Origin of the sequence: Ferrimonas kyonanensis DSM 18153 (genome assembly GCF_000425405.1) — a bacterium.
Taxonomy (GTDB): domain Bacteria; phylum Pseudomonadota; class Gammaproteobacteria; order Enterobacterales; family Shewanellaceae; genus Ferrimonas; species Ferrimonas kyonanensis.
The window spans coordinates 1-26,874 of the sequence record NZ_AUDJ01000016.1; the positions used below are offsets into that span (position 1 = coordinate 1).

23 protein-coding genes are annotated in these 26,874 nt (G+C 57.5%); 6 read left to right on the top strand and 17 right to left on the bottom strand.

Annotated features, from left to right (window positions below):
- The first annotated feature begins 522 nt into the window (after positions 1 to 522).
- A complete protein-coding gene (locus H598_RS0107845; RefSeq protein ID WP_028112530.1) occupies positions 523 to 1,629 on the top strand; it encodes an AraC family transcriptional regulator in 1,107 nt (368 codons plus the stop codon).
- Between the two features lie 3 nt (positions 1,630 to 1,632).
- On the opposite strand, the gene H598_RS0107850 is transcribed toward H598_RS0107845, so the two are convergent.
- From H598_RS0107850 to glpK, 9 genes are all read right to left on the bottom strand, one after another.
- The gene (locus tag H598_RS0107850) at positions 1,633 to 2,784 is read right to left on the bottom strand and encodes an SO2930 family diheme c-type cytochrome (protein WP_028112531.1); all 1,152 of its coding nucleotides are present in this window, start codon (positions 2,782 to 2,784) and stop codon (positions 1,633 to 1,635) included.
- Between the two features lie 55 nt (positions 2,785 to 2,839).
- Positions 2,840 to 5,470 carry an SO2930 family diheme c-type cytochrome gene (locus H598_RS0107855; RefSeq protein ID WP_028112532.1) on the bottom strand — a complete coding sequence of 877 codons (2,631 nt, stop codon included), beginning with the start codon at positions 5,468 to 5,470 and terminating at the stop codon, positions 2,840 to 2,842.
- Between the two features lie 234 nt (positions 5,471 to 5,704).
- Complete coding sequence (gene menE / locus H598_RS0107860; RefSeq protein WP_051252576.1) at positions 5,705 to 7,108, bottom strand: o-succinylbenzoate--CoA ligase; 1,404 nt, start codon at positions 7,106 to 7,108, stop codon at positions 5,705 to 5,707.
- Entirely contained in the window at positions 7,099 to 8,046 is a 948-nt protein-coding gene (gene menC, locus H598_RS23695) for an o-succinylbenzoate synthase (RefSeq protein ID WP_051252577.1), read from the bottom strand. Before menC ends, menE begins: the two co-directional genes overlap by 10 nt.
- Before the next feature lie 7 nt (positions 8,047 to 8,053).
- Complete coding sequence (gene menH / locus H598_RS0107870) at positions 8,054 to 8,842, bottom strand: 2-succinyl-6-hydroxy-2,4-cyclohexadiene-1-carboxylate synthase (RefSeq protein WP_035415682.1); 789 nt, start codon at positions 8,840 to 8,842, stop codon at positions 8,054 to 8,056.
- Positions 8,826 to 10,544, bottom strand: a complete 1,719-nt coding sequence (gene menD, locus H598_RS0107875; protein WP_028112535.1) for a 2-succinyl-5-enolpyruvyl-6-hydroxy-3-cyclohexene-1-carboxylic-acid synthase — start codon at positions 10,542 to 10,544, stop codon at positions 8,826 to 8,828. The genes menH and menD overlap by 17 nt, the downstream gene beginning before the upstream one ends.
- The gene (locus H598_RS0107880; protein WP_028112536.1) at positions 10,541 to 11,893 is read right to left on the bottom strand and encodes an isochorismate synthase; all 1,353 of its coding nucleotides are present in this window, start codon (positions 11,891 to 11,893) and stop codon (positions 10,541 to 10,543) included. The genes menD and H598_RS0107880 overlap by 4 nt, the downstream gene beginning before the upstream one ends.
- Before the next feature lie 105 nt (positions 11,894 to 11,998).
- A complete protein-coding gene (locus H598_RS0107885; RefSeq protein ID WP_156896975.1) occupies positions 11,999 to 12,442 on the bottom strand; it encodes a hypothetical protein in 444 nt (147 codons plus the stop codon).
- Between the two features lie 225 nt (positions 12,443 to 12,667).
- Positions 12,668 to 14,167 (bottom strand): glycerol kinase GlpK, encoded by a 1,500-nt coding sequence (gene glpK / locus H598_RS0107890; protein ID WP_028112538.1) that lies wholly within the window; start codon positions 14,165 to 14,167, stop codon positions 12,668 to 12,670.
- 203 nt (positions 14,168 to 14,370) lie between these two features.
- Here glpK and H598_RS23700 point away from each other — a divergent pair, with 203 nt between their 5' ends.
- Both H598_RS23700 and H598_RS0107900 read left to right on the top strand, forming a co-directional pair.
- A complete protein-coding gene (locus tag H598_RS23700) occupies positions 14,371 to 14,628 on the top strand; it encodes a DUF3081 family protein (RefSeq protein WP_051252578.1) in 258 nt (85 codons plus the stop codon).
- A gap of 177 nt (positions 14,629 to 14,805) precedes the next feature.
- Positions 14,806 to 15,054, top strand: a complete 249-nt coding sequence (locus tag H598_RS0107900; protein ID WP_028112539.1) for an HP1242/YdcH family protein — start codon at positions 14,806 to 14,808, stop codon at positions 15,052 to 15,054.
- Between the two features lie 59 nt (positions 15,055 to 15,113).
- Here the strand turns inward: H598_RS0107900 and H598_RS0107905 are convergent, their stop codons facing one another.
- On the bottom strand, positions 15,114 to 15,323 hold the full coding sequence (locus H598_RS0107905) for a dodecin (protein WP_028112540.1): 210 nt from the start codon (positions 15,321 to 15,323) through the stop codon (positions 15,114 to 15,116).
- 116 nt (positions 15,324 to 15,439) lie between these two features.
- Between H598_RS0107905 and H598_RS23705 the strand changes: the two genes are divergently transcribed.
- Positions 15,440 to 15,775, top strand: a complete 336-nt coding sequence (locus tag H598_RS23705; RefSeq protein WP_051252579.1) for a glutaredoxin family protein — start codon at positions 15,440 to 15,442, stop codon at positions 15,773 to 15,775.
- Between the two features lie 53 nt (positions 15,776 to 15,828).
- On the opposite strand, the gene H598_RS23710 is transcribed toward H598_RS23705, so the two are convergent.
- The 3 genes from H598_RS23710 to H598_RS0107925 form a co-directional block, all read right to left on the bottom strand.
- Positions 15,829 to 16,338 carry a TlpA family protein disulfide reductase gene (locus H598_RS23710; RefSeq protein ID WP_051252580.1) on the bottom strand — a complete coding sequence of 170 codons (510 nt, stop codon included), beginning with the start codon at positions 16,336 to 16,338 and terminating at the stop codon, positions 15,829 to 15,831.
- Positions 16,338 to 18,533, bottom strand: coding sequence for a TonB-dependent receptor plug domain-containing protein (locus tag H598_RS0107920; RefSeq protein ID WP_028112541.1), 2,196 nt, complete (start codon positions 18,531 to 18,533; stop codon positions 16,338 to 16,340). Before H598_RS0107920 ends, H598_RS23710 begins: the two co-directional genes overlap by 1 nt.
- Positions 18,534 to 19,300: 767 nt before the next feature.
- A complete protein-coding gene (locus H598_RS0107925) occupies positions 19,301 to 20,920 on the bottom strand; it encodes a sigma-54-dependent Fis family transcriptional regulator (protein ID WP_028112542.1) in 1,620 nt (539 codons plus the stop codon).
- A gap of 320 nt (positions 20,921 to 21,240) precedes the next feature.
- Here H598_RS0107925 and H598_RS0107930 point away from each other — a divergent pair, with 320 nt between their 5' ends.
- Positions 21,241 to 22,767 carry an FAD-dependent oxidoreductase gene (locus H598_RS0107930; RefSeq protein ID WP_028112543.1) on the top strand — a complete coding sequence of 509 codons (1,527 nt, stop codon included), beginning with the start codon at positions 21,241 to 21,243 and terminating at the stop codon, positions 22,765 to 22,767.
- Positions 22,768 to 22,832: 65 nt separating this feature from the next.
- Positions 22,833 to 23,171 carry a cytochrome c3 family protein gene (locus H598_RS25505; RefSeq protein WP_169629241.1) on the top strand — a complete coding sequence of 113 codons (339 nt, stop codon included), beginning with the start codon at positions 22,833 to 22,835 and terminating at the stop codon, positions 23,169 to 23,171.
- Positions 23,172 to 23,257: 86 nt separating this feature from the next.
- Here the strand turns inward: H598_RS25505 and gorA are convergent, their stop codons facing one another.
- From gorA to H598_RS0107955, 4 genes are all read right to left on the bottom strand, one after another.
- Entirely contained in the window at positions 23,258 to 24,613 is a 1,356-nt protein-coding gene (gene gorA, locus H598_RS0107940) for a glutathione-disulfide reductase (protein ID WP_028112544.1), read from the bottom strand.
- A gap of 151 nt (positions 24,614 to 24,764) precedes the next feature.
- Positions 24,765 to 25,547, bottom strand: coding sequence for a glutathione S-transferase family protein (locus H598_RS23720; protein WP_051252582.1), 783 nt, complete (start codon positions 25,545 to 25,547; stop codon positions 24,765 to 24,767).
- 88 nt (positions 25,548 to 25,635) lie between these two features.
- Complete coding sequence (gene sigZ, locus H598_RS0107950; protein WP_028112545.1) at positions 25,636 to 26,172, bottom strand: RNA polymerase sigma factor SigZ; 537 nt, start codon at positions 26,170 to 26,172, stop codon at positions 25,636 to 25,638.
- Between the two features lie 149 nt (positions 26,173 to 26,321).
- Positions 26,322 to 26,858 (bottom strand): hypothetical protein, encoded by a 537-nt coding sequence (locus tag H598_RS0107955; RefSeq protein WP_028112546.1) that lies wholly within the window; start codon positions 26,856 to 26,858, stop codon positions 26,322 to 26,324.
- Positions 26,859 to 26,874: the final 16 nt, after the last annotated feature.

The following is a 26,874-nucleotide window of genomic DNA, read 5'->3' on the forward strand; positions in this document are numbered from 1 at the left end:
GATGGCGACCACTAACCCTGCCGCCCGCACAACTCTCCAACCGTGTCGCCCTTGCGAACGCGAGGGGCCAGTGTCTTTGGTTTGAGTACGGTGAATAAAAGCCGCTGGGTACCCGCGTGCGCGGGCACGACGGAAGGATGGTTAGGGTACGTTCACAACGACTAGCACCGATCTTTGCCGATACCTTAATCACTGCCCGTTTACTACCAACCCTGCCAATAGCACCGTCGCTCATTGCGAACGCGAGGGGCCAGTGTCTTTGGTTGTGGTTGGGTGCAATGAAAAGCCACTGGATTCTCGCCTGCGCAAGAATGACGAAAGGCAAAGCCGCTGGGTACCCACTTACGCTGCTGCATGGCGACTGGATTCTTTACTGCTTCACTGCTTAGCACTTCGAATCGGCGCAATACCAACGCTATGGTCTGGCGATTGATTCAGATTCAATGACGCTCAATTCACTGCTGCATGCATTATAAATACTGCTTTACTCCCAAATGAATCTCAGTTAAAAATGTACTCCTTATGGTGAGTTTTTGTGCAACGGATCACGTTAGAGAGGGCGAAGAAGGTAAAGCGATTGAGCGCTTTATCTGCTCGCACCCGACTCTCTATGGCGACCAACTTTATCCTGCTTTTGATCTGCGATTGCTGCATCAATACATTGAGCAGCAGCTTGGCTGTGCTTGGGCACAGCGGCTGCTGGATGCCATTGGTATTACCGCGACCGAGCTGTCTGTACGTCAATTTGTGCTGGCATGGCAAGTACTTAAAGCCATGGCGTTGGCCAGTGAATGGTTGCCGGGTTCGTTGGCAGGTTTTCATTTTGGCGCCACCTTTCGACCTGAGCATCTGCAGGGATTGCAGCGGCCTTTAGCGGGCTGTGAGACCTTGGGGCAAGTGTATGAGTTGGTACGCAGTAACCCTAACCTGGTGGGCAGCTTTACTGACAACATCGAGACTCTGTCGGCTCGAGTGATGGAAGTCAGATCGGTGAATGTCAGCAACATCGATACTGACACCATGACCTTTTTGTTTCAGCAGGGGCTGAGTTCGATGCTGAGTGTGGCTCGAATGCTGACGAATCGCCCTATCCCGCTGCTTGGAGTCTTTATGGGATGCCCCGGCCCGAGTCGTGCCGAGCACCTGGCCCTGGAGCGCGCTCTGGGGTGTCGCATCGAGTTCGGGGCCGATTTTTTCGGCTGGCGCCTGGACACCGCAATTTTGAGTTACCCCATTACCTGGCATCCCTCCGCCAGGGGGTTGGCCAGTGATGAGGTGGCCGACGATGAAACCGACTCGTTGATCAATGACATTCTGGAACTGTTGCTGCCTTGCAACTACGGATTTCCAACGCTGGAGCAGGTGGCCGAAGCGCTGCAGTTGTCGAGCCGGACATTGAGGCGTCGCCTGTCTGCCATTGGTACCTCCTACCAGAAGATACTCAATCAGGTTCGCTGCCAGTTGGCCATTGATCGATTTCAGGCCGGAGAGCGCTGCATCGATACCATTGCCGAACAGTTGGGCTTTAATGAAACCTGTAACTTCCGCCATGCCTTTAAGCGCTGGACCGGTAAGGCGCCCGGCGAGTTTATGACCGGGCTGCCAGTTCATCGCACAACCCTCTCCTGACGTTTATCCGCAACTGCCCAATGACGCTGGCAGGCTGTCTATCCATTGTCGAATCAGGGCTATCGCCTCGGTATGAGCCAGGCTTCGACCCACCATCGGCATTTTGTCTTTAGGCTCGGTTAGTTCCATTCGGTAAGGCAGGATGGAGTCCAGGCCATTGCCTGGCAGCAGATCGTAGTCCAACCCTCGGGGACCACCGTCCCAGCCTGGTGGCTGTTTGCAGATGCCATAACTGCTCTGGGTGTGATCCTCATAAAATCCCAGCCTCAGTCCTGAAATGCTGGCGTGGCCTTGCTTCTGATGGCAGTGGGCACAGTTGATGTCCAGATAGCCTTTGACTCTCTGAGTCAGGTCGGCGTTGCTGTTCAGCAGAGCCGGTGCTCGCGCGATGGTATTGGCGGCTGGCAGGCCGGCAAGCAGTCCGCTTTGTTGCCAGCGCAGTAGCTGTGAGCTTTGCTGTTCAGGGACATTAAGTAGATGGGCTTTGAGTCCGATGGGGCTGATGCGACTGCTGCCGTCGTCATCAATGAGCTGGTGGCACAACTTGCATTCCACCCGGCTGGGAATTTGATAGAGGAAATTCAGAGTCTGTTCATTGTGCGTCATGGTATGGGCCACGGCGGCGCCACTGCTGATCAGCCTGGCCTGGCCTTGCTGCCATTGATACGGCAGGGTGGTCCAGCCGGTGGCGCGGTGGATCAGCAGCCGGGTTTCTACCAGTACCTGGTTCTCGGCGCCGGTAAGACTGCTGTCAAAGGGCAGGGCGAAGGTCTTCACCAGTACGCTGCCGACAGGAAGATCGAAGGCGCTTTGAGGCTGGTATTGAATCTGCTGCCCCTGAGGCAGAAACAGAAACCGGTATTTAGAGGCGTAATCGGAGAACAGCTGTGTGGTCAACCGGTAAGCTTGCCCCGGGGGCGTCGGCGCCTGAGTCGGGATGGCAGAATCCACAAACAGGCCGTAGTCCTCAAGGTGAGGGCAATCGCTGTTCATCAGTGCTGGCCAATTGACGGTGCCAGCACTGCCTTGATCGCAGGGCGAGGCACTGACCGGCGGGTCTGGTTGTGGTGCTGGCGTTACGTCGGGGGCATTGCCGCTGCCACCACCACAACCCAGTAGTAGAGCAGCCAATAGGATACAGAATAGAAATGTCATGGAGGCGATCCTGAGTGTGAAGGGGCGGAGCCGGGGGCCCGGCTCCGCACAGAGGTTAATTACTGCAGTCGCGCTCCGGAAGGCGGCTGATCCACTCGTGGATCAGTGCCACGCCCTCCTGGTGAATCAAGGCCCGGCCAATCTCCGGCATGCGGTCACCAGGCTCATCGCTGTCCATGCGATAGTGAAGGATTGATTCCTCTGGTTTGCCGGGGACCACGTCGTAGCCCAGGTTGCCGCCGCCATAGGCAATGGGTTGCTTACAGGTACCGTGTGAGTAGCCGTTGTCCTCGTCGTAGGCGCGCCAGTATTCCAACTTCAGACCGGTGTTGGAGGCATTCCCCTCGGGGCGATGGCAGTGGGCGCAGTTGATGTCCAGATAGCCCTTAGCCAAGGCCATTACCTGGTCGTCACTCAGAGCAGACAACTGGTCACTCATGCTGTCATCGAAGGCGGGTACTGAGGTGATGCTACTCAGGTCATCCGGTACGCCGGACAGAATGCCATGGCTGACCCACTTACTCAGTTGGTTGGCGTTGCCGTCGGCATAGGCATAGGTCTGATTGAGAAAGCGCGCCTTGGGGCCGATGGGGGCGAATTTGAATTGCCCCTGGTCGTTCTCAAGCTGGTGACATTGCTTACACTCGGCAATGTTGGGCACCTTGTAATTGAAGTTATGGCTTTCGCCATTGTGCACCAGGGTCTGAGCGGAGTTGTTGCCTGGCTTGGCCAGCACGGCATCGGTTTTATCGGCGTTCCAGACGAAAGGCAGGGCCGTCCAGCCGGTGGCGCGGTGGATCAGCAGGCGGGTCTCAATCAGGGTTTCGTTGGCCAACCCTCGGATGCTGGTGTCCGCCGGCAGGGCAAAGGTCTTCACCAGTACCGAACCGACCGGGAACTCGAACGATTCCTGGGCACTGAAACTGGCCTTTTCTCCTTCGGGGACAAAGACGTAACGATACTTGGAGGCGTAGTCGGTGAACAATGGGCTGTTGAGGTCGTAGGGTAATCCGGAACCATTGGTGCTGCCGGCCGGGTTGGTGGCATCGGCAAACAGGTTGTACTCTGACAGCTGGCTGCAGTTGGCTCCCAACAGCGCGTCCCAGTTGACGTTGTCGGAGTCGGCAACACACAAACTCAGATCGCCGTCGCCCACCAGACCGCCATCGCCGTTGCCACTGTCGTCGTCGTCGGCAATGACGTTGCCACCGTCGCAGCCAGCGACATTGTCATCAATGCCACAGCCGAAGATCTCACCATTAAAGGTGACGGTGTGAACCGGCAAACTGGTTTGCTCACAGTTCATCAGGTTGGCCTGCTCCGCCTCGAACAATACAGCCGGGGCATTGGGGTTCTGGCCATCGTACAGCTGGCCATAACTGGCACCGGTGTTATTGGCGGCACAGACGTTGTCACTGCCGTCGCTGGCGAAGGGAAGTTCGCCCAGGTTGTAGCCCTGTGGCCCGGCGGCGCCGCTGTTGGCCATGGCTTCACCGAGGCCATCGTAGAGGATGGCCGGGAAGGCGCCGTGATAACCCATGTAGGCGGCGATGATGTCGGTGATTAGGTAGCCATTGGGGTTGGCGCCGGCGTTGCTGATGGTGTTGTCATGCACATAGGCATTGCGGGGCACGGCGCGCCAGCCGTCGGCAATGGGTTGGCCCGGTTGGCCGTAGTTCTGTACGAAGCTGTTGAGATCCGGTTCGGCGATGAAGAAGCTCGACAGGGTGATGGCCATGGTGTCGTGGTCGCTGATGTCGTTATTGAAGATCTCGACATCGTCGGTGGACAACACAATGATACCGGTCCCCGGTGGCACAATGTGTACCCCGGCCGGGTTGGCGCTGGCATTGGCAAAATTCTCGGTGTTGTTACGGTAGACTTTGTTGTTGAACACCCGCACGCTGGAGCCATAGTGCTGATTGCCGATCGGCAGATCAAACACCAGGATGCCGCCGGTGTTGTCGAAGGCCTCGTTGTTATAGACGTCGGCGTATTTGGAGTTTTCGATCTCGATGCCGGCGACGTTCAGTTCGGCGATGTTGTTGCGCACAACGATGTACTCAGACTGGCCGACATAGATGCCGGCGTCGGCGCTGCCTCGAACGTAGGTGTCTTCAATCAGAATGTTGCGACATTCGACCGGGTAGAGGCCATAGGCACCATTGTCTGGCCCGACGTCGCCGTGCCAGATGGTGGCCAGGTCCCTGAGAATGATGCCGTTGGTGTTCTTCAATTTGATGCCGTTGTTCTTGGCTTCGTTGACCGATAGATCGCTGATGGTGATGTCCAGGGCATTCTGCACAAACACGCCATCACCGGAGTCGGCGTCGCTGAAGTCGAGAATGGTTTTATCGCGACCATAGCCCATGATGGTGACGTTCTTGGCAAAATTGCCATCGCCGTCGACATCGCCGTCAAATTGCAGGGTTGAGGTGATGCTGAACTCCCCCTCTGGTAGCACGATGACGCTGTCGCTGCTGGCGTTAATAAAGGCATTCTGAATGCGTTGAGTCAGATTCTCTCCGGCTTCAACAAACACCGCGCCTTCAGGAAACTCCGGCCCTGCAGGTGGATCCGGTTGCTCTACCACTACGGGGTCATCATCGCTGCCGCAGCCTCCCAATCCCATCATCAATGCTGTGGCCAGCATGGCCGGTTTCAGCCAAAGGTGCTTCTGCCCCATCGTAACGCTCCTCATTGTTACATTGTTGTTATGAGTAACTAGATTCGAACGTCCGTTTACCAAAGGCAATGTGCGATCTGGCCATCGATGACTCAGGCGGCCCTGAAACTGGGGAGATTTTTAGGCTGAATTATTTCCTTAGGGAACACAAACTGTGGCGATTTAAGGTCTATTCGCAGGATTATCTTGCGGAGTTCGATCTTAACAACATTTGTCGGTGTCCTGATTTTTCTCTTAATCCCGATCGGTTTTGATCAGCCCACAGGCTTTGGCAACCGATTGGCGGCTGATTTTGAGGCCATACTGGGTTAGGTCGGATGGCCAGGAGAGGTAACGTCGGGGCCGCTTAAAACGAGCCAGTCTTGGTGCCAGGAAGTGCTCCAGCTCTGAGGCGGACGGCAGGGCTTCCCGGCACTGTAAGACGGCCACCGGAAGGCACCCAAACTCCGGGTTGGACTCGGGAAAGACCAGTGCGTCCTGAATCTCTGGATGTTGCTTCAGTGCTGCCTCAATCTCTTCTGGCTGCACGTTTTCACCACCGCAGATGAACATGTTATCGGCTCGGCCCAGGATCTCCAGTTGCCCCTGAGTCCAGCGGCCGCGATCTTTAGTGTGAAACCAGCCGTCGTCGTTAAACGGGGTCTGCAGTTGCCCCTGGTGGTAGTACCCCAGAAAACGGGTGGCGCCCCGAACCTCGATGATCCCCTCACGAAGCCGCAGCTGGCGCTGTGGCAGTAGCTGGCCGGACAGGCCTTGATCATTGGCCGGTCCGGTGGTGACCTGAGAGGCCATTTCGGTCAGTCCGTAGCTGGTGAAGGCCAGAACCGGGTGGGCATCGAGTTGGCTCAGCAGTGAGGCTGGCATTGGCCCGCCACCGAGCAGTAGCACTTTTAACCCGGCCATCAGCGAGCGGCAGTCGTCGGCGTTGAGCATTCTTGCCAGCTGAGTGGCCACCAGTGACAGGTGAGTCACCGGTTGCTCCCTGAGGGTGTCGAGTAAATCCCGCTGCCGCGGCAGTACCAGTGTGGCCCCGGCACTCAGGCAACGAAACACAATCGCCAGTCCGCCAATATGGAACATCGGCAGTGAGGCCAGCCAGCGGTCGCCCGCTTGCAAGGGGATGCACTGTGCCGATCCGGTTGCCGATGCCAGGTGGTTGGCCAGGGAATGCATGGCTGCCTTGGGGAATCCAGAAGAGCCCGAGGTCAGGATCAGGCTCACCGGTGCCTGATCGTCGCTGAGCGGCGACGACTCTGGGGCGGTGATGGTGCCGGTGTCTGGCAGAGTCAGTGCGGACACCTTGCCAACCGGTTTTCCTTCAGTGGTCCAAACGAATCGGGCATCGATCTGTTGCAGCAGTTGTTGCAGTTGTTGTTCTGGAAACCGGGGAGACAGGGGGGCAAATACGGCGCCCAGACGAATGCAGGCCAGTTGCAGCAGAATCAGGCTCAGGCTGGTGTTGTCGATGGCGGCTAGGTGGCTGCCACGGTTAACCCCCTGCGACTTGAGGCTGGCTTCGACCTGAGAGACCCGTTGATGCAAGGTGCGGTAGTTGATGGCCGTACCGGCGTGATCAATGGCGATTCGGTCAGGGAAGCGGGCGGCACCGGTTGCCGCCAGGCAGGGGATTATGGCCATAGCGGCGTCAACTGTTGCAGAGACAGGCAGGGCGTGTCGGATCGCTGCGGTAGCAGCAGGTCCTGCTGCAGTGCGTCCAGGGTGTCGATGCCCGGGGCTTGCTCCGGGGTTAACTCAGCCGCCAGTTGACCGATGGCGGTCAGGCCGACGTTGGTTTCAAAACTGGAAGAGAGTGTGACTTGAACACCGTCCAGTTCCGCCTGTTCAACCAGCCGTTGCAGGGTGGCGATGTCGCCAATCAAGGTCGGTTTCAGTACCAGGGCTTTGACGCCGGCGATGAATTGGTAACGGTAATCCGGTTGCTGCGTGGTTTCATCCAGAGCCAGCGGCAGCCCGAATTGGCTCACCAGGCGCAGGTTGTCGTCGAGGCTGGCGGTGGGTTCCTCGATGTAATCCACCCGATCCAACGGGATGGCGGCGATGAAGTCCTCGGCTTGCTCTCGGCTCCAGCGTTGGTTGGCGTCGAGACGGAAGCGGCAATTGGGGTTGGCCGCCAGCAATCGGTAGATCAGCCGGACCTCTTGCTCAACCGGGCGTCGAGCCACCTTCAGCTTGAGGGTGGCTGCGCCAGCGGCGGCGGCCACAATCTGCTCATCGTTGCCGGTGAGCAGCGGGTATGGGGAACTGACTCGCCTCGGACGGGGTTGCTGCAGCTGCCATAGGGCGCAACTGATGCCGAATCGAACCGATGCCAGTGTGGCGCCATCGTCCAGTACACCGCTTTGACACAGTGCCGGTAACAGCGCCAGCGTCTGCTGCTGGGCCTGCTCCAGGGTTTCGGTGGAAAATTGCGGCAAGGGGGCAATCTCACCCAGCCCGGTTCGGCCATCGGCTTGCAGTTGCAGGATCAGGCCTTCACGGCGATTCAGGGTCTGCCCTTTGAAGTCGATGGCAGAGTGGAACGGAATGGCGTAGCGATGCAAACTCGCGCTGATCATGGCGGTCCTAATGACGGTAACGGGTCAGGATGGTGTTAATTGTATCAAGAAAAGCGTCGTGGTTGGCGGCGTGGACATTGTGCCCGCCTGGCATGGGGTGCAGTTCGGTAATCCAGCCCTGTTGCAGCAACTGCTGCCCGAGGGAGAGGAATTTTGCATCCTGCTGGCCGCAGAGGTAGTGCACTGGCAACGACAGAGACGCCAGCAGTGGCCGAAGATCTTGCTGATGCCCCAGGCTGGTGCTCAGATAACAGGCGCCCAGGTTGGGGCCATGGTTATGGCTGCGGGCTTGAATCATGGTGGCTCGGGCGGAGGCGCTCAAGCTGGCGAATACCGGTTGTTGGTACCAGTGCGTGAGAAAGTCCTGGATGGGCGCCTGGGTCAGGCGGCGGTGCCAGTGGCCATCGGCCTGGAGTCGCTGCTGGCGCGCTTCGGTGCAGGCCAGCCCGGGGTGGGCGGACTCGAGTAGCAGGCTAAGCAGCTTCTGTGGGCAGTGCTGGGCCAGGTGCAGGGCAACCCGGCCTCCCAGAGAGTACCCCAGCAGATGGTAGCGATGGACGCCGAGCCGGTTCAGACTGGCCTCGATGGCCCGACACAATGGCAGGAACCCGGGGACCTCGGTCAGGGCGCAGTCACGGCTGCGCCCGTGACCAGGCAGATCCAAGGTAATGCAGTAATAGTGCTGGGCCAGGTCGGCAATCAGTGGCAGCCAATCTTCTCCGCTGCCGAGGAAGCCGTGCAGCAACACCAGCGCCGGGTTATCGGGGCTACCGTGGCATTCAGTGTGCAGCTGCATCTTGAACCTGAGTGGCCAGATCCATCAGCAGTTGCGCCGATTGTTCCGAAGGCAGCGTGAGTTCAATCAGGCTGGCGCCGGGGTGTTGCAGTGCCAGTCGCAGTGCCTTATCGAAGTGCTCGAGGCTGTCCGGATTGCTGTAGGGCAGGCCGAACTGGGTGGCTGCCCCCGCAAACTGCAGGCCGTGCCCCAGGCGATAGTAATCCCGACGCAGGGCGTCATTGGGGACAGGCAACAGATTGAAGATGCTGCCACCGTCGTTGTTGATGGCGATGATCACCATCGGGGTCGAGCAATCCCGGGCAACCGCCAATGAGTTGAGATCGTGCAGCAGCGACAGATCGCCGATGGCCAGAACGGTCGGTTTGCCAGTACCACGACTGACGCCGACCGAGGTAGCCAACAGGCCATCAATGCCAGAAGCGCCTCGATTGGTGAACACCGGAGCACTGTCGGCTCGTGGGGCGGCCAGGGTGTCAAACAGCCGAACCGGCAGGCTGTTGCCGATGAACAGCTGCCCCTCTGGCGGCATGACCTGGCTCAGGTGACGTATGGCCGACAGCTCGGTCAGTGGACCGCTCTGGTGCAGGCTGGCGATCAGAGAATCGATTCGGGCGTTGGTGTGCGACAATTGCGGACACCAGGGCGCCTGCGGGGTTTGCGGCCAGGGCTGATTGAGCAGTGACTGAAGGCTGCCCACAAACACCAGCTTGGGTTTGTGATTGGGATCCAGCCGCTGTGGGTGCGACAGCCAATGCCAATGTTGTCGCCACGGTTGAGCATCGATGAAGCTGAGCAGTCGCTTGGACAAGGTTCTGGCACCAACCACCAGCAGGTGGTCGGCTTCGGCCAGTTGCTGACGGCAATCGGGGCGGTGCAGCAGTTGATCGATGTGATGGATGACGCCAGGAGCCTGCCTTAGCTGCGACTGGCAATCTGCCAGCAGCGGCCACCCCAGCGTCTTCGACAGGGTCAACAGCAGTTGCGGATCCATCTCGGGCGCCAGGGTACCGGCTACGATCACCCCTTTACCCTTGGCAAAATCGCGGCATTGTTGTGGATTTGGCAACGCCTGTTGGCTCAAGTTGGCCAGTGGGCTCCAGGGGGCATCGTTTTGCAGCCACTGGCGAATCGGCGCCAGATAGTCACTGAAATCGCTGCGTTCGGCTTGCGGGTACAGGGGCTCCCGGAACATGCAGTTGACGTGGATGGGGCCATCACTGGTGCCGACAGCATGATCAAGCTGGCTCAGCAGAGCCTGAGGGCCGATGGCCAAGTCCGGGGTAGGCAGATCCACCCGGGTACAGTATTCGGCAAAAATGCCGGGCTGAATGATCGCCTGGTTGGCGCCGCAGCCGATCAATTCTGGAGGTCGATCACCGGTCAGCAGGATCAGTGGCACCTTGGTTAGGCTGGCTTCGACAATGGCCGGGTACAGATTGGCCAGGGCGGTGCCTGAAGTGGTGATGACGGCCACCGGAGTCGCGCTGGATTTGGCCAGGCCCATGGCCATAAAGGCCAGGCCCCGCTCGTCGAAATGGGTGTGGCGGGTTAGCTTGGGGTGCTCGGCTGCGGCCAGCGTCAGGGGGGTGGAGCGTGACCCAGGGGCCAGGCAGATGTGTTGAACCCCAAGGCGATGCAACTCTTCCAGCAGCAGTTTCGACCACAGTAGGTTCAGGTCGGCGAGGGTATTGTTGTTCATAGGCCGTTTAAAATTCCCATAACGGTGGCCAGTTTATTTTCCAGTTCTTGCCATTCGGCACTGGGATCGGAATCGGCGACGATGCCGGCTCCGGCAAATAGGTTGATCTGGTTATCGATAAACAGGGCGCTGCGCAGCGCCACGGAAAACTCGCTACCCAGACAGTTAAAGTAGCCGCAGGCACCGGCGTACCAGCCGCGGTTGAAGCCTTCACGCTGGCGAATGAAGGTCATGGCGTTTTCCCGCGGTAACCCTCCCACCGCCGGTGTGGGGTGCAGTGCCTGCAATAACTGCAGGTCGTTCACACCGGTTTTGACTTCCGCCTTGATCGTACGGTGCAGGTGTTGGATGTGGTTCAGTTTTAAAATGGAGGGGCTTTCCTCGGTGCCGACGTAATCGCACAGAGGTTGCAGTTGCTTCTCGATCAACACCCTGACCAGCTGATTTTCGTGTTGGTTCTTGTCATCGTCCAACAGTGCCTGAGCCAGGGCATCGTCCTCTTCCGGGGTAAAGCCTCGCACCGTGGTGCCGGCCAGAGCCTCGGTACTGAGCTCCTGCTGGCGCCGTTGGAACAGCCGCTCTGGTGAACAACTGATAAAAGTGGCGGTCGGCGTCAGCTGAAACCCGTACTGGTAACTGTTGGGGTTGAGTCGCTGCCAGGCGTGCAGGACGGTCCAGGGGTTGGGTTGGTGACTGAGCTGCAATTGGCTTTGCCGAGCCAATACCACCTTGGGGGTGTCGGCGATGAAGTCGGGTTCGGTGACCTGAGTCACCAACTCATGCCAGCGTGCTTCGCCGGGGGTGTCCTGGCGGGACAGGATGTGCCCCGGAGCCAGGGGCGGCAGTGGCTGAATGCGGCACAGGCGCTGCAGACAGTCGTTGGCGTCGCTGAGTTCGTCCAGCCAGCAGTCGGGTTCCCCCTTGAGGTTCAACAGCAACTGGGAGGATTGATCCGTTTGGCGAATTTCCAGCCGCGGCAGAACAAAGGTGGCCTGGCCAAAGGCGGACCACTCGGGCTGTTTGGTATCGAACGCCACCCCGCCATACCAGCGGACACCAGACAGGTTGTGGCTGCAGGCGGTCTGATAGAACTGGCTCAGTTGCTGCTGAGGTTGTTCATCAATGCGAACGCATTGGCACTGGCCCAGTGCTGCTACCTGTTCGCCCTGACTTCGTTGTCGCCAGTAGATTTGCGGCCACTGATTCTGGGCTGCCAACCAGGGCAGCAACAGGGTGGCGTCGATGGTTTCGGTTATCTGAACAACGGCGTGTTCAGGCTGCACATGGGCAAGCTGAGCCAGCCGGGTCTGCATGCGACCGATGGCTGTCGGTAGTGATAGCTTCTCCATCGCAGGGACTCCGAGGGCAAATGGGATTGGTTAACTTGCTGAAAGTAAGATTCGAAGCAGTTTGCTGTCAAGTATCAGCGCGCATTGCGTGATCCAGTCGGCTAACTAATGATCAATTAGTATTGCAGCTCCAATAATGGATGCCAAGCTGGCTGATAAATCTTGTGCGCCTAATTTACCAAGAAACAGGAAGTTCCACACTATTTTGCACAGGGAGTAGACCGCCATTAGCACCAGACCGGAGCGAGTTTGCTGTTGCCAGAACAGCAGCAACAGAGAGGTGATTAAAGTGGTAATCAGCAGTAACACCAGGGTTTGACTGTTGCGACTCTGCTGCAGGAACAGTCGGCTTTCAAAGGCCATGACCTCCGGCAATCGGGTGCGGCGGTGCAGGTGCGGCTGCAGCAGGCCCAGATAGATAAGCAGTGAACAGGCAAACAGCACCATCAGCAGTGGGCGCTGCTGATGGGCACAGACACAGGCCAGCATCAACAGGCTTGGCCGTAATACCAGGCACAGCAATGGGCAGGAGGTTTGTTTTTGGTTCATGGCTATAACAACAGCGGAACGGCAACAACAGGAGGATCTTGTTGTACTCCCTCTGCTGGCGGAGATCCCGTTTAGCGTCACTTTATTGGTAAAAAACGTGAGGTTAACAAGGGTTGTAACTGGGGGTTGTTGCCGAAGTAATCCGCTCGTTGCAGAAAAAACCGCCGCAAGGCGGCAATGTAACCAAATGGTGTCCTGGTTACATTGCGGTTGCGAGTTGAACGGTTAACCCAATGAGGACCAGTGCTGGCAACTGGCCACGGCCCGCTGCCAACCGCGGGTCAGGTTGTGTCTCTGCTCGTCGTCCATGCGATTGTGGAACACTCGGGGTTTGCAGATTTGCTGTGACAGGCCGTCGATGTCACTCCAGAAGCCACAACTTAATCCCGCCAGGTAGGCCGCCCCGGCCGCGGTGGTCTCGGTATTGGCTGGCCGAACCACATCGGCATTGAGAATGTCGGCCTGAAACTGCATCAGAAAGTCATTGGCAGTGGCGCCGCCATCGACTCGAAGCTGCGACAATGGTACACCGGCGTCCTGCTCCATGGCCGTGAGGATGTCCATGGATTGGTAGGCGATGGATTCCAGGGTAGCCCGGACGATGTGATGGCGGTTGCTGCCGCGGGTCAGGCCCACCAGAGTGCCGCGGGCAAAGGGATCCCAGTAAGGAGCGCCCAGGCCGGTGAAGGCCGGTACCAGGTAAGTGCCTTGGGTATCGTCCACCTCCTTGGCCAGTGATTCGGTTTCGGCGGCGGTACGGATCAGCCCCAGTTCATCTCTGAGCCATTGGATGCTGGCTCCGCCCATGAAGACCGATCCCTCCAGGGCGTAGTTGACCTGACCGGGAAAGTTGCAGGCCAGGGTGGTCAGCAGGCCGTGGTTGGAGGAGACCGGCGTCTGGCCGGTGTGCATCAGTAGGAAACAGCCGGTGCCGTAGGTGTTTTTCGCCATGCCGGAGTGATGACAGAATTGGCCAAACAATGCCGCCTGCTGATCACCGGCGACGCCGCTGATGGCCACACAGGCGTTCCCCAGCTGAGCCTGACCGTAGTCGTCGCCACTGGCTTTTACATCTGGCATCAATGAAGCAGGAATATTAAAGGCCTGTAGCAATTCCTCATCCCACTGCTGCGTGTGGATGTTGTACAACATGGTGCGGCTGGCATTGGTGGCATCGGTGGCGTGCACCTTGCCTTGGGTCAGGTTCCAGATCAGCCAGGTATCAACGGTGCCAAAGGCTAATTGTCCTTTCTCTGCCCGCTCGCGGACGCCATCGACGTTGTCCAGAATCCAGCGAATCTTGGTGGCAGAAAAGTAGGGATCCAGCACCAGTCCGGTTTTGGCGCGAACCTCGGTCTCCAACCCTTGCAGTTTCAGTTGAGTACAGAGCTCGGCGGTACGACGACATTGCCAGACGATGGCGTTGTAGACCGGCTGCCCGGTTTGCCGATCCCAGATAATGGTGGTTTCCCTCTGGTTGGTAATGCCGATGGCCGCTACCTGTTGATGGTTGACCCGGCATTTTGCCAGCAGTTCGGTGAGGGTGGCCCGTTGGCTGGCCCAGATTTCGATGGGGTCGTGCTCAACCCACCCTGGCTGGGGGTAGTGTTGCTGAAACTCGCGTTGGGCGGTACCGATGGCGTCGCCCTGTTGATCGAACAGCAGCGCCCGGCTGGAAGTGGTGCCCTGATCCAGAGCGACGATGTATTGGCTAGAGTCGGACATAATTCAATGGCTTAATTGATGATTTATCCATAGTAGCCAGCTGGTCTCAAGAGTGCCAGAGTTCGACCGAAGCTCGCCACCCGGTAGGCTGATGCCTAAACCGGATCACCGAGTTCGGGATCCGGTTCGGTTGTCGATACGTAGGACTGCAGACAGGCTGGGTAACGGCCTGCCAACCATGTTCCTCATCGGGGGAGAGCGTGATGCGCAACAGTCTTAATTGTCGCACCCTGCTGAGGGTGCACCAGCGAGTGGTGGATCGAGGGCAGTGGAGTGACGGTCGCTACGGCTATCTGGGGCTGTGGGCCTGGAGCGACTTTGATGGCTACACGGCATTTCTGGGGAATGACGATGTGACCCTGAGCGTGTTTTTTCACAACCGCTATCAGTTTGATTACTCAGATTCGGCGGCCTTGGCGCAGTTTCTGGCGGCGGTGGAGCGGGTGGCGGAATTACAATGAGGCTCAAGGCATTGCTGCCCCGGGCTCAGGGGCTGGCGGAGGCAGATCCCAGCGTCAGCAGCTGCCAATGTGAAATAAAAATGAAGCAACTTCATAACGGATAATTTACTGATCTGTATCAAGCAAACTGCCGTCGGAGCGGAGCAGAATGGAGTTAACCACAAGGAGGAATGCGTGATGATAATCCAAGACCATAGCCTGGTTAACGAGTTTCCCGCCCACGTTGAGTTGATCCAGGAGCTCAATCTGTCAGACGACAATTTCCATCAGCTTTATAACCAGTACCACGAACTCGATCGCGAAGTCCGGCGCATCGAAGAGGGGCTGGAAAACACCACCGACGAAGTGCTTGAAGGGATGAAGCTGAAGCGTCTGAACCTGAAAGATCAGTTATTTGAGAGGCTGAAACAGGCCCAAGCCGTCTAAAGAGTCCATCGTTGTTGCAGGGCAGGCTGAGGCTCAGCCTGCTTTGTGTGTCAGCGGGTTCACTCCTCCAGAGTAAAGCCGACCTTCAGAGTGACCTGCCAATAGGCCACCTTGCCATTCTCTACCTGTCCCCGCATCTCGGTTACTTCAAACCAGCGCAGATTGGCGATGGTCTGATGGGCCCGGGCAATGGCGTTGTTGATGGCGTCTTGCATGCTTTCCGATGAGGAGCCCACCAGCTCCAGCTTCTTGTAGGTATGGTTAGACATAGAAGGCTCTCCGAGATCAGGAAAACTGAGTATAGGCAAGGAGAGGCGAACTTGTGCTTTGCTGTCGTTGTCCATAGGATTCAGGAAGACAACCAGTAACGGGAAACTGAAAATCGATGGGACGATTTCTGTTTGTGATGGCGCTGATAACCGGCGTGTTGGGGTTTGCGGTGTACCAATTGGGCGCCGGAGGTCGATTGGCGGCGGAGTTAAATCGGTCTCACGATGCCGAGGTGATTCTGTACAGTGCCAGTTGGTGTTCCGCCTGCGCCGCAACCCGCCAGTTTCTGACTCAGTCTGGTCAGCCGTTTGTTGAGCTGGACATGGAGGATGATCCGGCGGCGGCGCGTGAATTTGCTCAATTCGGCGGCCACGGCATTCCACTGGTGCTGGTGAAAGGCAGTGTCGTTCGCGGTCACCAGCCTGCCGAGTTAACTCGGTTGTTGCGTTGATGGCGGGGGCGCAGGGTTGCGAACCTGGCCAATAACCGGCGTCGGCAGGTCGGTTACTGCTGTAACCCCGCCAACTCGGGTTTTGCTGTACTGCTTAATAAAGGAATCAGTTGCTCAGGCGTGGTTAATCCCCTGAAATAACGAAGATAATGACCCTGCTTGTCGGCAACCAGCAGAATCGGGGTGGCGGGAATGCCACCCATCTCCCGCTCCAGGGCCCTTGATGCCTGATAGGCTGGTAACGAGACGCCGAGATCAAACAGCGCCCGCTTCAATGCCAATCGGTTGCCGTGAACCCCCAGCATCACCGGGATGAAGCTGTTGTGTTGTTGCTGTTGCAGTTTGTCCAGAATTCGGGCTTGTTTGATGCACCAGCTGCAGTCTGGTTCGAAGAACATCATCACCACTGGCTGGCCAGCCAGGTGAGTGAGATCGGTTACCTCGCCGGAGCGCAGATTCCGGTGTTCAAACTCCAGCAGTTGTGGAGCTTCACTGCTGGCGGTGGCCAGTGCCGGGAGTAACCCCAGCACGGCCACCAACCAGAGACGCCAGAGGGTCAGCATCAGAAGGTGGCTTTCAGGCCAATGTAGGCTTCACGGCCGCGCAGCGGACCGTAGATGTAGCCCACGTCATAGCCGCCTTCGCGTCGGCCCTGAGCGTCGGGTTCACCGGCATCGTAGAACAGTGGCGTGTCTTCATCACCGGCCTGGGTGTAGTCAAACAGGTTGGCGACGCCCACGTAGGCGGAGAAGGTTTCGTTGATCTCGTAGCTGGCACGCAGGTTCATGGTGAAGTAGTCGGGTGCGTCAGTGCTCTTCTTGGAGCTGTCAACGACAAAGCCGTTGCCGTCTACCTGGTTGTAACCTTCGTAGCCATATTCGCTCAAGTCACGGCTGCCAACCCAAACGACGTCGGCGTACAGCTCCCAGCTGGCGATGTCCCAATCCATGCTCACGGTAACCCGTTCTTCGATGGGGGCAATGGCGTAGGAGGACTTGAAGGTATCGTCGTAATTGAAGTGTTCGGCGGTCAGGTTCACCGTCAGGTCGTGGGTGATCTGGTAACCCATGGCGATGTCGGTGGTGATGACGGTGGCGTCTTCGTCCAGCTGAGTCAGCTTAGGCACACCCTCGTCGGTCTCGTCCAGGGCCGCCAGGTTCTCTACTTCGGTCCAGGCGATGGAGCCGGTGGCGGTGAAGTGCTCACCTTCAAAGCTCAGGGCGTAGTTGGCGGAGTTGGAGCGCTCCAGGGAGTCGACGTCAATGACGAAGCCTAGGGTGCCATCCAGAATACCGTGGTCGGTTTCGAAGAAGGACAGCGGCGCGCGGTAGCCGCGGCCGGCAGACAGGCGAGAGGTCCACTGATCGTTGTGGCGCAGGCGCATGTCCACGCGAGGCGACAGGATAGACTCGTCAATTTCAGTGCCAGGCTTCTTAGGATCGATGAAATCCGCTTCGACCTGGTCGTAACGCAGGGCAATGTTCACTTCCAAGTCGTCGCTGGCCTGCCAGGTATCCTGCAGGTACACGCCCATTACGTCGTAATCGAAGGAGTCAGAGGTGTACTTTTTATTGGCGCTGCCGGAGCGGGAGTGAGAGCGCATCTCTTCGGTACGCAAATCGGCACCGAAAGTCAGCAGATGATCATCGTTAAGCACGTAGTTGAAACGGGCATCGAAGAAGTACATGGTGTCTTCGGCGTAGTAGTCGAAGCCTTCGTAGAAGGAGTCCTGCTCATGGTCGGCGTAGCTGGCCGACAGCGTCATGTTCAGGTCGTCGTTCATGTCGTGCAGCCAGCTCAGTGACGCTTCGTTGCGCTTGGTCTCGATCCACTCGGTGGTTTCCCAGGCTTTGCCGATGAAGTCTTCACGCACGTCGCCGTTGTTAAACAGCTGGCCGGTTTCGGAGGGAGCGTCATCAAAGGCGGCAATAATAGCCCCTTTGCTGTCAAAACGACCATCGGCGTAGGTCTCGCCCAGCATCGGGCCGCCGAAGATGTCGGAGTAGATGTTGGATACCCGCAACACGATGTTGTCGTGGTCACCGATGTCGTGGGAGATGCGAGCGCTGATGCTGCGGTTCTCCTGGGACGGCGCTTCGTTAACCTTGTTGTTGTCTTCGTCGACCTGATCGCGATCGTCATACTGAGCAATCAAGGTGGCGCGAGTCATGCCATCTTCGCTGACGCCATAACCGACGAAGCTGAACTTCTGGTAGCCCTCTTCGCCCACGGACAGATCCAGCTCGGCACCGTTTTCAATTGGTTCGGCGGTGATGACGTTGATGGTGCCGCCGATGGCCTCAGGGGCGATTAGGGAGGCGCCGGCGCCGCGGGCCACTTCGATGCGGGAGACACCCGACGTCGGAATGGCATCGACGGCGTAGAAACCGGAGATCATAGTGTGAACCGGCAGGCCGTCCACCAGGATGGTGGTATGTTCACCTTTCATGCCATTCATCATGATGCGCTTGACGCCGCACATGGAGCATTCGGCTGAGACTTTGACGCCAGGGGAGTTGTCGATCGCTTCGGTCAGGTTAACCGCGTTTTTGCTTTCGATCAGGTCGGAACCGATCACTTCGGTCTTCTGGATGGTATTGGCCAGAGTACCCGCCTGCTCAAGACGTTGGCGAACGCCCATGACTTCGATGCGTTCTACACCTTCGGTCTGAGTTTGTTTCGCTGATTCATCCTGGGCATGGGCCCCGATGGGGGCCAGCATCGCAATGATCAGGCTGGCTATTTGGGTCTTTTTCACAACGGCAGTCCTTTCTATATCCGGTACTGGAAGAGGTTTGTTGCGGAGATGGTATTGGAAGTGAGAATGGTTGTCATTACCAAATAAGGGGATTTGGTAACTTTGGGGCAACAACTTTTTGGGGCTGTGAAACAAATCACAATCGAACCGATTGTAATAAATCTTGTTCAGTCTGGCTGAATCCACCGGTAGAACGGGCTTTGGTGTTGATTGGCTTTCGAAAAGGCGAACTGCGGATGTTATCTGGTTGTGGCCGAGTGTGTGGCAACGAGATTCCGTCATTGCCATTTCGGTACGAGTTAGACTGCGTGGTTGTATACATCTGGTTACAACTGTGACGTTTTGGTTGTGTTTTTTATGATCCGGCGCCCATTTTCTACCTTAATGGTAAGAGTTGCAGTTGATAATGATTGTTATTTGAGGTTGTGTGGTTTAGCTTTTTTCTGTCGATGGCGTCATTGCCATCGGCTCGGAACCCTCTCCCGAGCGGGGATTTACGATCTGCCTGGTTGTGATGTCTCTTATCTCTTTGGTGGACTGCCTGCTGCCATAGAGATACTCGTTGCGTTGGAATTGATTGTCTCTCTTTCACATTTGCCTGTTTGTTGAAAGAAGGCGCAGCGAGGAGGGAGAGTGTTCCACTTCCATAGCGGTCATTGGTCCCAAACGCCCGCTTGATTGCCTAATTCCCCTGTCGCTGGCAACAGGATCTCCGGTTAGCGGCCACGGTGTTCGAGGCCGCTGACGTCGAGCGTCGAGTCAGGGATTCAGTTGGCGCCATTCCAGCCATACTCTTTGAGCTTGCGATACAGGGTGGCTTTGCCGATGCTGAGAATCTTCATCGCCTGGGCCTTGTTGCCCTTGCAGGCACGGACGACCGACAGAATGTACTCCCGCTCCATCTCCTCCAGGCTAAGGGCGTGGGCGGCGATTCGCTGAGGAAGGTTGGTGGGGGCGTTCAGCGACGCCGGCAGATCCTCGATGGTGATCTCCCGTCCGTGGCACAAGGCGGTGCAATACTCCACCACATTTTGCATTTCACGAATGTTACCGGGCCAGGAGTGTCCTTCGAGTATTCGGGCCACCTTGTTGGAAAAACCACGAATATTGCGCCCCATGTGACGATTCTTGCTTTCCAGAATGGATCGGGCCAGCGGCAATATGTCCTCCTGGCGTTGGCGTAGGCTGGGAATCTTGAGTTCGACCACACACAGTCGGTAATACAGATCGGCCCGAAACCGACCCTGTGCCACCTCTTGCTCCAGGTTGCGATTGGTGGCGCAGATGATGCGTACGTCCACTTTTCGGCAGTGGTTTTCTCCGACCCGGCGCACCTCCTGCTCCTGCAGGGTTCGCAGCAATTTTAACTGCATGGCGGCGGAGATTTCGCCGATTTCATCCAGAAACAGGGTGCCGTTGTCCGCCTCCTCAAACAGCCCGGCCCGGTCGCGGTCGGCGCCGGTGAACGCCCCCCGTTTATGGCCGAACAGTTCGCTCTCCAGCAGGGTTTCGGTCAGGGCGCCGCAGTTGATGGCCACGAAGGGTTGGGAGGAGCGGTTGGAGCGTTCGTGGATAAAGCGGGAGAGGCGTTCTTTGCCGACGCCGCTCTCGCCGGAGACCACCACCGAGGAGTCCACTTTGGCGACTCGGGCGGCAAGCTGGATCAGCCTGGTCATTTCCCGGTTCTGGGTGATAAAGCCTTCCACGGTCTGTTGCTGATAGGCCTTACCTTGCCGGCTGGCCTTGAGGGCTTTTTGGGTTAACTCCAGTCGTTTGGTGAGTTCCTTTAGCAAGGAGTCGGAGGAGGCCATGGAAAAAAAGGGTTTGTGGGGCTCCAACTCCTCCCCCCAGTCCTCTTTGAATTTTCCGATGACCCGGCAATACGGGTCGCCCTTGCCTATGCACATGTCCTCGATGAAGTAGACCTCGCGGTTGTGCTTCCAGGACTCAAAGCCGCTGGCAAAGCCGGTTAGTGTCCAGCAGACGGGATCGTCGGACTCACCGATACTCAACTGGTGCTGCTCCGCTTCGTAGGAGTTGTGCCAATGCACTTCCAGCAGGGTGTTGGTGCTGCCGCTTCGCGGCTTGAAGGCAAAGGTTTTGGTGATGCCAAACAGCATATGCAGGTGAGAGCCGCTTTGTGGATCGAGATAGACCTCGGGGAACTCGCTGCTGAGAATCTGACCGGTGCGCCAGCCATGGGCGTAGCCAAAACGGGTCAGGATGCAACGGGCGACAAAGGTGCCAAACTGATCGATCAACTCTTTGCGTAATAACCCTAAAGCAACGGCATCAAGCAATACCATTCTCTGGTCCTTGAATTTAATCAGCCCCTCATCAGGGAGAAAGTCAAGGAACTCTCTTGGGTTAATTTCACTGTTCAGCATAAATGCGGCCCTTTTTATTCCTTATAAAGGGTTCCAAAATGAAACCCTGGTTTCTGTCTGGAACCGACGCAGATCACCATTGTTAACCAAACCCTTTAATAACAATGCTTTACGTTTTGGCATGAAGAGTGCAATAAGTGGTTTATCGTTGGTGAGATACGCTCGTCGACGCAGAATTCTTATTTAATCTGTGAATTAATTAATAGGGCTTAGCGCCATGCAATTAATAAATGCAGACTGAAAAAGGATAACAAAAATAAAACTCTTCGGTGTGATGAATATCGTTATGTCGAGATGATGAGGATTATATTGTGAGAAATATGAAGAGACTCTCAGTTCTGGTGGCGGCCACCCTGTTCAGTGCTGGCGGCTGGGCCGCAGATATTGTCAAAGACGTTGATGTTGTCGTCGTGGGCTCAGGTGCCAGTGGCATGGCAGCCGCCGTAGAAGCTCAGGAAGCGGGCCTGAAGACGGTGTTGCTGGAGAAGATGCCGACCATTGGCGGCTCTGCCTTGTACATCGAGGGCACCTTTGCCGTCGAGACCGATCATCAGAAATCGATGTACATCGGTCTGGATAAAGATTGGGCCTATAAGAACCACATGGAGTTCAACCATGGCTTTATTAATGGTCCTTTGATCCGCAAGTGGATCAATAACTCGGCGAATTCCATCAAATGGATGGAAGACCATGGCGTGACTTTCCACGATGTGCGCACCTTGTTTGAGGATGGCTATCGTACCTGGCACATTTTTAAGGACGGTAAGGGTGTCGAGTTTGTCAATCAGATGGCCAAGTCGTTCAAACAGCACGGCGGCACCATTCTGACTGAAACTCCGGGTACCGAGATCATCTACGAAGACGGTAAAGTCACCGGCATCATGGCCGAAGATGCAGAGGGTGAGACCTACCAGTTTAATACTCAGGGTGGGGTGATTGTGGCCGCAGGCGGCTTTATCAACAACCCGGAGTATCTGAAGAAATACGGCATTCGCTCCGACTACCTGATTGTGGGTCCTAAGACCGGTCGTGATGGTGACAGTCTGCCGTGGTACGACAAGGTGGGCGCGCGTCTGGAGGGGATGGGAACCCACCTGGCGATCGGTGCCTGGTTGTCTGGTAAAGATCCAAACACCCAACTGAGCCAACCGGAGCACACCACAGTTTACTCGCAACTGGCGTCGTTGCTGCGTCAGCCCTACATGTGGGTGGCCAATGACGGTAAGCGCTTCATCGACGAGTCGCAGGCACCGCTGTGGATGAACACTGACCCTGCGGTAGAGCGGGTTGGTGGGTCTTACTTCGCCGTCTTCGATGACACCCTCAAGGATTACATGATCAATGAGGGTATCGATGTGTCTCACTCCGACTGGGTTCGCGTTGGTCACAAGCTGGACCTGCTTGAAGAGGGGCTCGAGGTCGGCCAGGAGGAGGGGTACGTGTATGTTTCCAACACCATCGAAGGCCTGGCCAAGAAGATGGGGGTGGATCCGGTCGCCCTCAAGAAGACTGTCGAAGACAACAACCGTTACGCGGTTAATGGTCTGGACGAGGAGTTCCCCAAAGACCGTAAGTACGTCCGCTCCATCAGCAAGCCGCCTTACTTTGCCGTGAAAGGCGACAACGCCACCTTGATTACCCTCGGTGGCCCCTCGACCAACACCGACATGCAGATTCTGCGGGAAAAGGATCTGAAACCGGTTGAGGGCATGTATGTGGTGGGCTGTGAAGTGGGTGGCATCTACGGTGACTCCTACAACCTGACCCTGGAGGGGATGGCCAGCTCCTTTGCCATTAACTCCGGCCGGTTTGCTTCTCAGCACATTGCCAAGAAGCTCGGTAAGTAAGCATGGAGTCGGGACCGGCGGGCTTTGCCGCCGGTCTTGTTGATTCATTTTTCGAAGGTCTATTCATGAAAACGTTTTCTCTGACTCTGCTGGCCGTTGCCGGTTTGATGTTCTCTTTCCTGGGGATGGCCTCGGAGCATCTGGCCGAACGACACGCCGGTTTTGGAATTGATTGTGTCGATTGCCACCTGACCGAGGTGCCCACCAAACGCGCCAAGAGTAAGGCGTGCAAGGGGTGCCATGGTGACAAGGTTGACGTACCGCTGTTCCAGGCCGAGGAGCGCAGCGTCGATTTCCACGAATCCCCCCATGGCAGTGTGCGTTGTACCAAGTGCCATCTGGCGCACCAGCAGCCGGTGATGTACTGCAACGAGTGTCATGCGTTTGAAAAGGCCGTTCCTTAAGGCCAGCCTTACGGGTCTGTTACGTCGCCTCAGACATGAAAAAAGCCGCTCTGTTGAGCGGCTTTTTACTGTCTTCCTTGGGCGTTTTAGCGCATGGTCACAAACTCTTCGGCGCTGGTAGGGTGCAGGGCCACGGTGTTGTCGAAGTCCGCTTTGGTGGCGCCCATCTTGATGGCCACCGCAAAGCCCTGCAGGATCTCATCCATGCCGAAGCCGATGCCGTGCAGGCCGACAATTTTCTGTTCGGGGCCGGCGCACACCAGCTTCATCTGTGTCTGCTGGCGGTGGGCGGTGACCGCGGTGTACATGGCGGCAAAGCCGGAGGTGTACACCTGAACGTTGTCTTCGCCGTACTGCTCTACCGCCTGAGGCTCGGTCAGGCCAATGGTGCCGATGGCCGGATGACTGAAGACCACGGTGGGTACCAGCGAGTAGTCCATCTTGGCGTTGGGTTGATTGCCAAACAGCCGTTCCGACAGTTGTCGACCCGCCTTTACCGCCACCGGTGTCAGCTCGATGCCCCCCTCCATGATGTCGCCGACGGTGTAGATGCCGTCGACGTTGGTGTTCTGGTACTCATCCACCGGAATGAACCCGCGGTCATTCACCTTGACGCCAGAGGCTTCGATGTTGATGACGTCGGTGGCCGGTTCACGGCCGATGGCCCAGATCAGGGTGTCGACGTTGAGGCTGTTGCCATTTTCCAGTTTCAGGGTCAGGCTGCCATCGGCCTCTTTCACCACCTCTGACGGAATGGAGTGGGTATGCAGCGTTGGCCCTTCTTGTGCCATCAGATCCACCAGGGTCTGGGTGATCAGGGGATCAAAGTTGCGCAATGGGGCGTGTTTACGCACCAGTAGATGGGTGTCGCTGCCCAGGGCATGCAGCACCCCTGCCAGCTCCACTGCGATGTAGCCGGCGCCGACCACCGCCACCCGCTTGGGTTGCTCGGTCAGGGCGAAGAAGCCATTGGAATCGATGCCGTGCTCGGCACCGGCAATCGCCGGAATGGTGGGGCGGCCACCGGTGGCGATCAGAATGTGAGGGGCGGTGTAGTGCTCGCCGTTGACTTCGATGGTGCGGCTGTCGACAAACTTGCCAAAACCGTTCACCAGGGTGACGCCATTGGCGTCCAGGCCTCGGTTATAGCCACCGTGAATGCGTTCGATGTAGGCTTCACGGCTGGCCACCAGCTTGCTCCAGTCGAATCGGTTCACGGTCAGATCGAAGCCGTAGTCGGCACCGTACAGGTTGACCGCCTCCGCTACCTGAGCCCCAAACCACATCACCTTTTTCGGCACACAACCGACGTTCACGCAGGTGCCGCCCAGGTGCTTGGCCTCGATCAGCAGCACCTTGGCTCCGCGCATGGCGGCCCGGTTGGCTGATGCGATGCCGCCGCTGCCGGCACCAAGAACGATGTAGTCAAATTGCTGAGCCATGGGAGTGATCCTTTACTGGTTAGGCCGGTTATTACCGGCATAGATGGGTCTATGTTGTACCGTTAACTGGGGTTCACCTCAACCAAAAACAAGGGATTGAGGCAATCGGTTTCGGCGGTAAGGCCCGGCGGCCTTACCGCCGCTTGCCGGGCTAACCGCAGCAGCCGCTGTCGCCACAGTTGCTGGATTTGGGCTCGCAACTGGCCAGGATGTCGCGGCATTGCTGCTGGCCGCAGCACTCATCCAGGGTGTCGGCCTGGCACTGGCAGGGCTGGCAGTGGCGCTGAATCCTGCCCAGTACCGTCTGTTCTGACAGGTAGTAAGCACTGAATTTCTCAAGGAAATCGTCGGCAACGCTGCGCTGGCCCAAGCCGGTGTCCATCAATGCCTGTTGCCAGGCCTGGGTTTTGGGGTAACCGGCGACAAAGTCGTAACCGGTGTGCTGTTTGATGATCCAGGCCCGGTGCAGCACCGGTAACCAGGCCAGATCGACCATGCTGAGGCTGTCACTGTTGAAGTAGCGTTGGCCTCCCAGCACCGTTTCCACCTTGGCAAAGGCGCTGGCCAGCTTGACGCTGTGCTGCTTGAGGGTGTCGCCATCCTTGCTGCCCATGGTCGGGCACTGAACCAGGTATTGTTTACTGCCGAGGTAACTCCAGGCTCGGTTGTGGGCGACCTGCACCGGACTCAAACCGGGCTGCAGTGGGGGATAGGCGTCTTCCAGATATTCGGCGATGGCATCGGACTCGAACAGCACCTCGCCGGTGTCGATTTGCAGCAGCGGCACCTGGCCATTTGGGGAGATGTCGAGAAACCACTGGGGCTTGTCGTTGAGTTGAATGTACTCCACCTCATAGGGCAGGCTTTTGGCTTCCAGCAGGGCGGTAATGCGTTGAACGAAGGGACAAATGGTAAAACTGATGACTTTAAGCATGGGGCCTCTCTTGTCAGTGACGCCCGGGGTTGTCCCCGGGTTACGGTGTCAAAGACGCGGGCGGCCGCAAAAGGACGCAGATTTATTTTTAGCAGCCCCGGCAATCGGGATCCTTGGGGTGGTAATCGAGGACGCCACCCCGGCCCACTTCGATGTCGCAGCAGGCGGTCAGGCGCTGACGCAGTTGCTGTCGCCCTCGTTGTACCCGGCTTTTGGCACCGGACAGGGTCAACCCCAAGTGGTCGGCAATCTGTTGCTGACTGAGCTCTTGCAGTTCGGCCAGTTGCAGCGGCACCCGGTAGCGTTGGGGCAGTTCATCGATGAGCGGCACCAGGCACTGGGCCAGTTCACGGTGTGCTTGCTCGGCGACATCGGCCTGAGGGGCCGCCAGGTCGTCGGGCAGTTCGTTGTGGCTGTGGCGCTGGCGGTGGTGATCCATGATGGCATTGTGGGCGATGCGGTACAGCCAGCCATTGAGGCTGGCGTTGTCGCGAAGCTGATGCAGGTGGGTGTGGGCCTTGAGGTAGACCTCCTGCAAAATGTCATCGATGGCGGCAGGGGAGTCAACACGCTTGCCGATGTAGCCGCGCAGTCGGTCTTTGTGGGTTTGCCAGTGATTCAGCATCAAGCGGTTCTCTCGGGTTGTTCGGGGTGTGAATAGCTCCTTGACGGGCCGGGGCAGAAAAAGACGCAAAATTTGATGAAACCAGTATAGCGTTGCCCGATGGCGGCGCCAATAAAGGCGCCCGTAGGCGCCTGTAGCTTCTGCGAAGATCAGCCTTTGATGACGTAATTGCCCTTGAGGGTCAGGGAAACCTGTACCGGCTTGCCAGAGCGGTTTTTCCAGTACCAGCCATGGGAGCCGGTGAACGGGGTCGTCAGCGATCCCTTCATGTTGCTGGAGGTGGTAATGGCAAAGCTCTCGAAGTAACCGCTGGTATCGCCTTCAGGCTCGCCATGAAAATCGAAATACAGTGGCGTGCCGTCGGTGTGCCATTCGTATTCCAGCTGAGCGTATTGGTCCATCAGCAGTTTGTACTCCAGCCCCTTACCGGCGGGAATGGTAATGGTGATCGTATCCTTACGCTGTTGGCGGGTCGGCGGGGCCTGGTCAAGGGGGATCGTGGCCGGGGCTTGGGCGGCTTCGGCCAGCGCCGTCAGCCCTAGAGCCTTGCCGGCACCGGTGGGATCAATGTTGTACTCCGCCGGCAGGATGCAGGTCAGCAGCAGTACGGCCGCCAGCAAAGCCGCGGCGACGCAGGCCTTGAACAGGGTAGCGGTGGAGTGCACCGGTGGTGTGAATTGGGTCATGTGGAATCCTTATTGT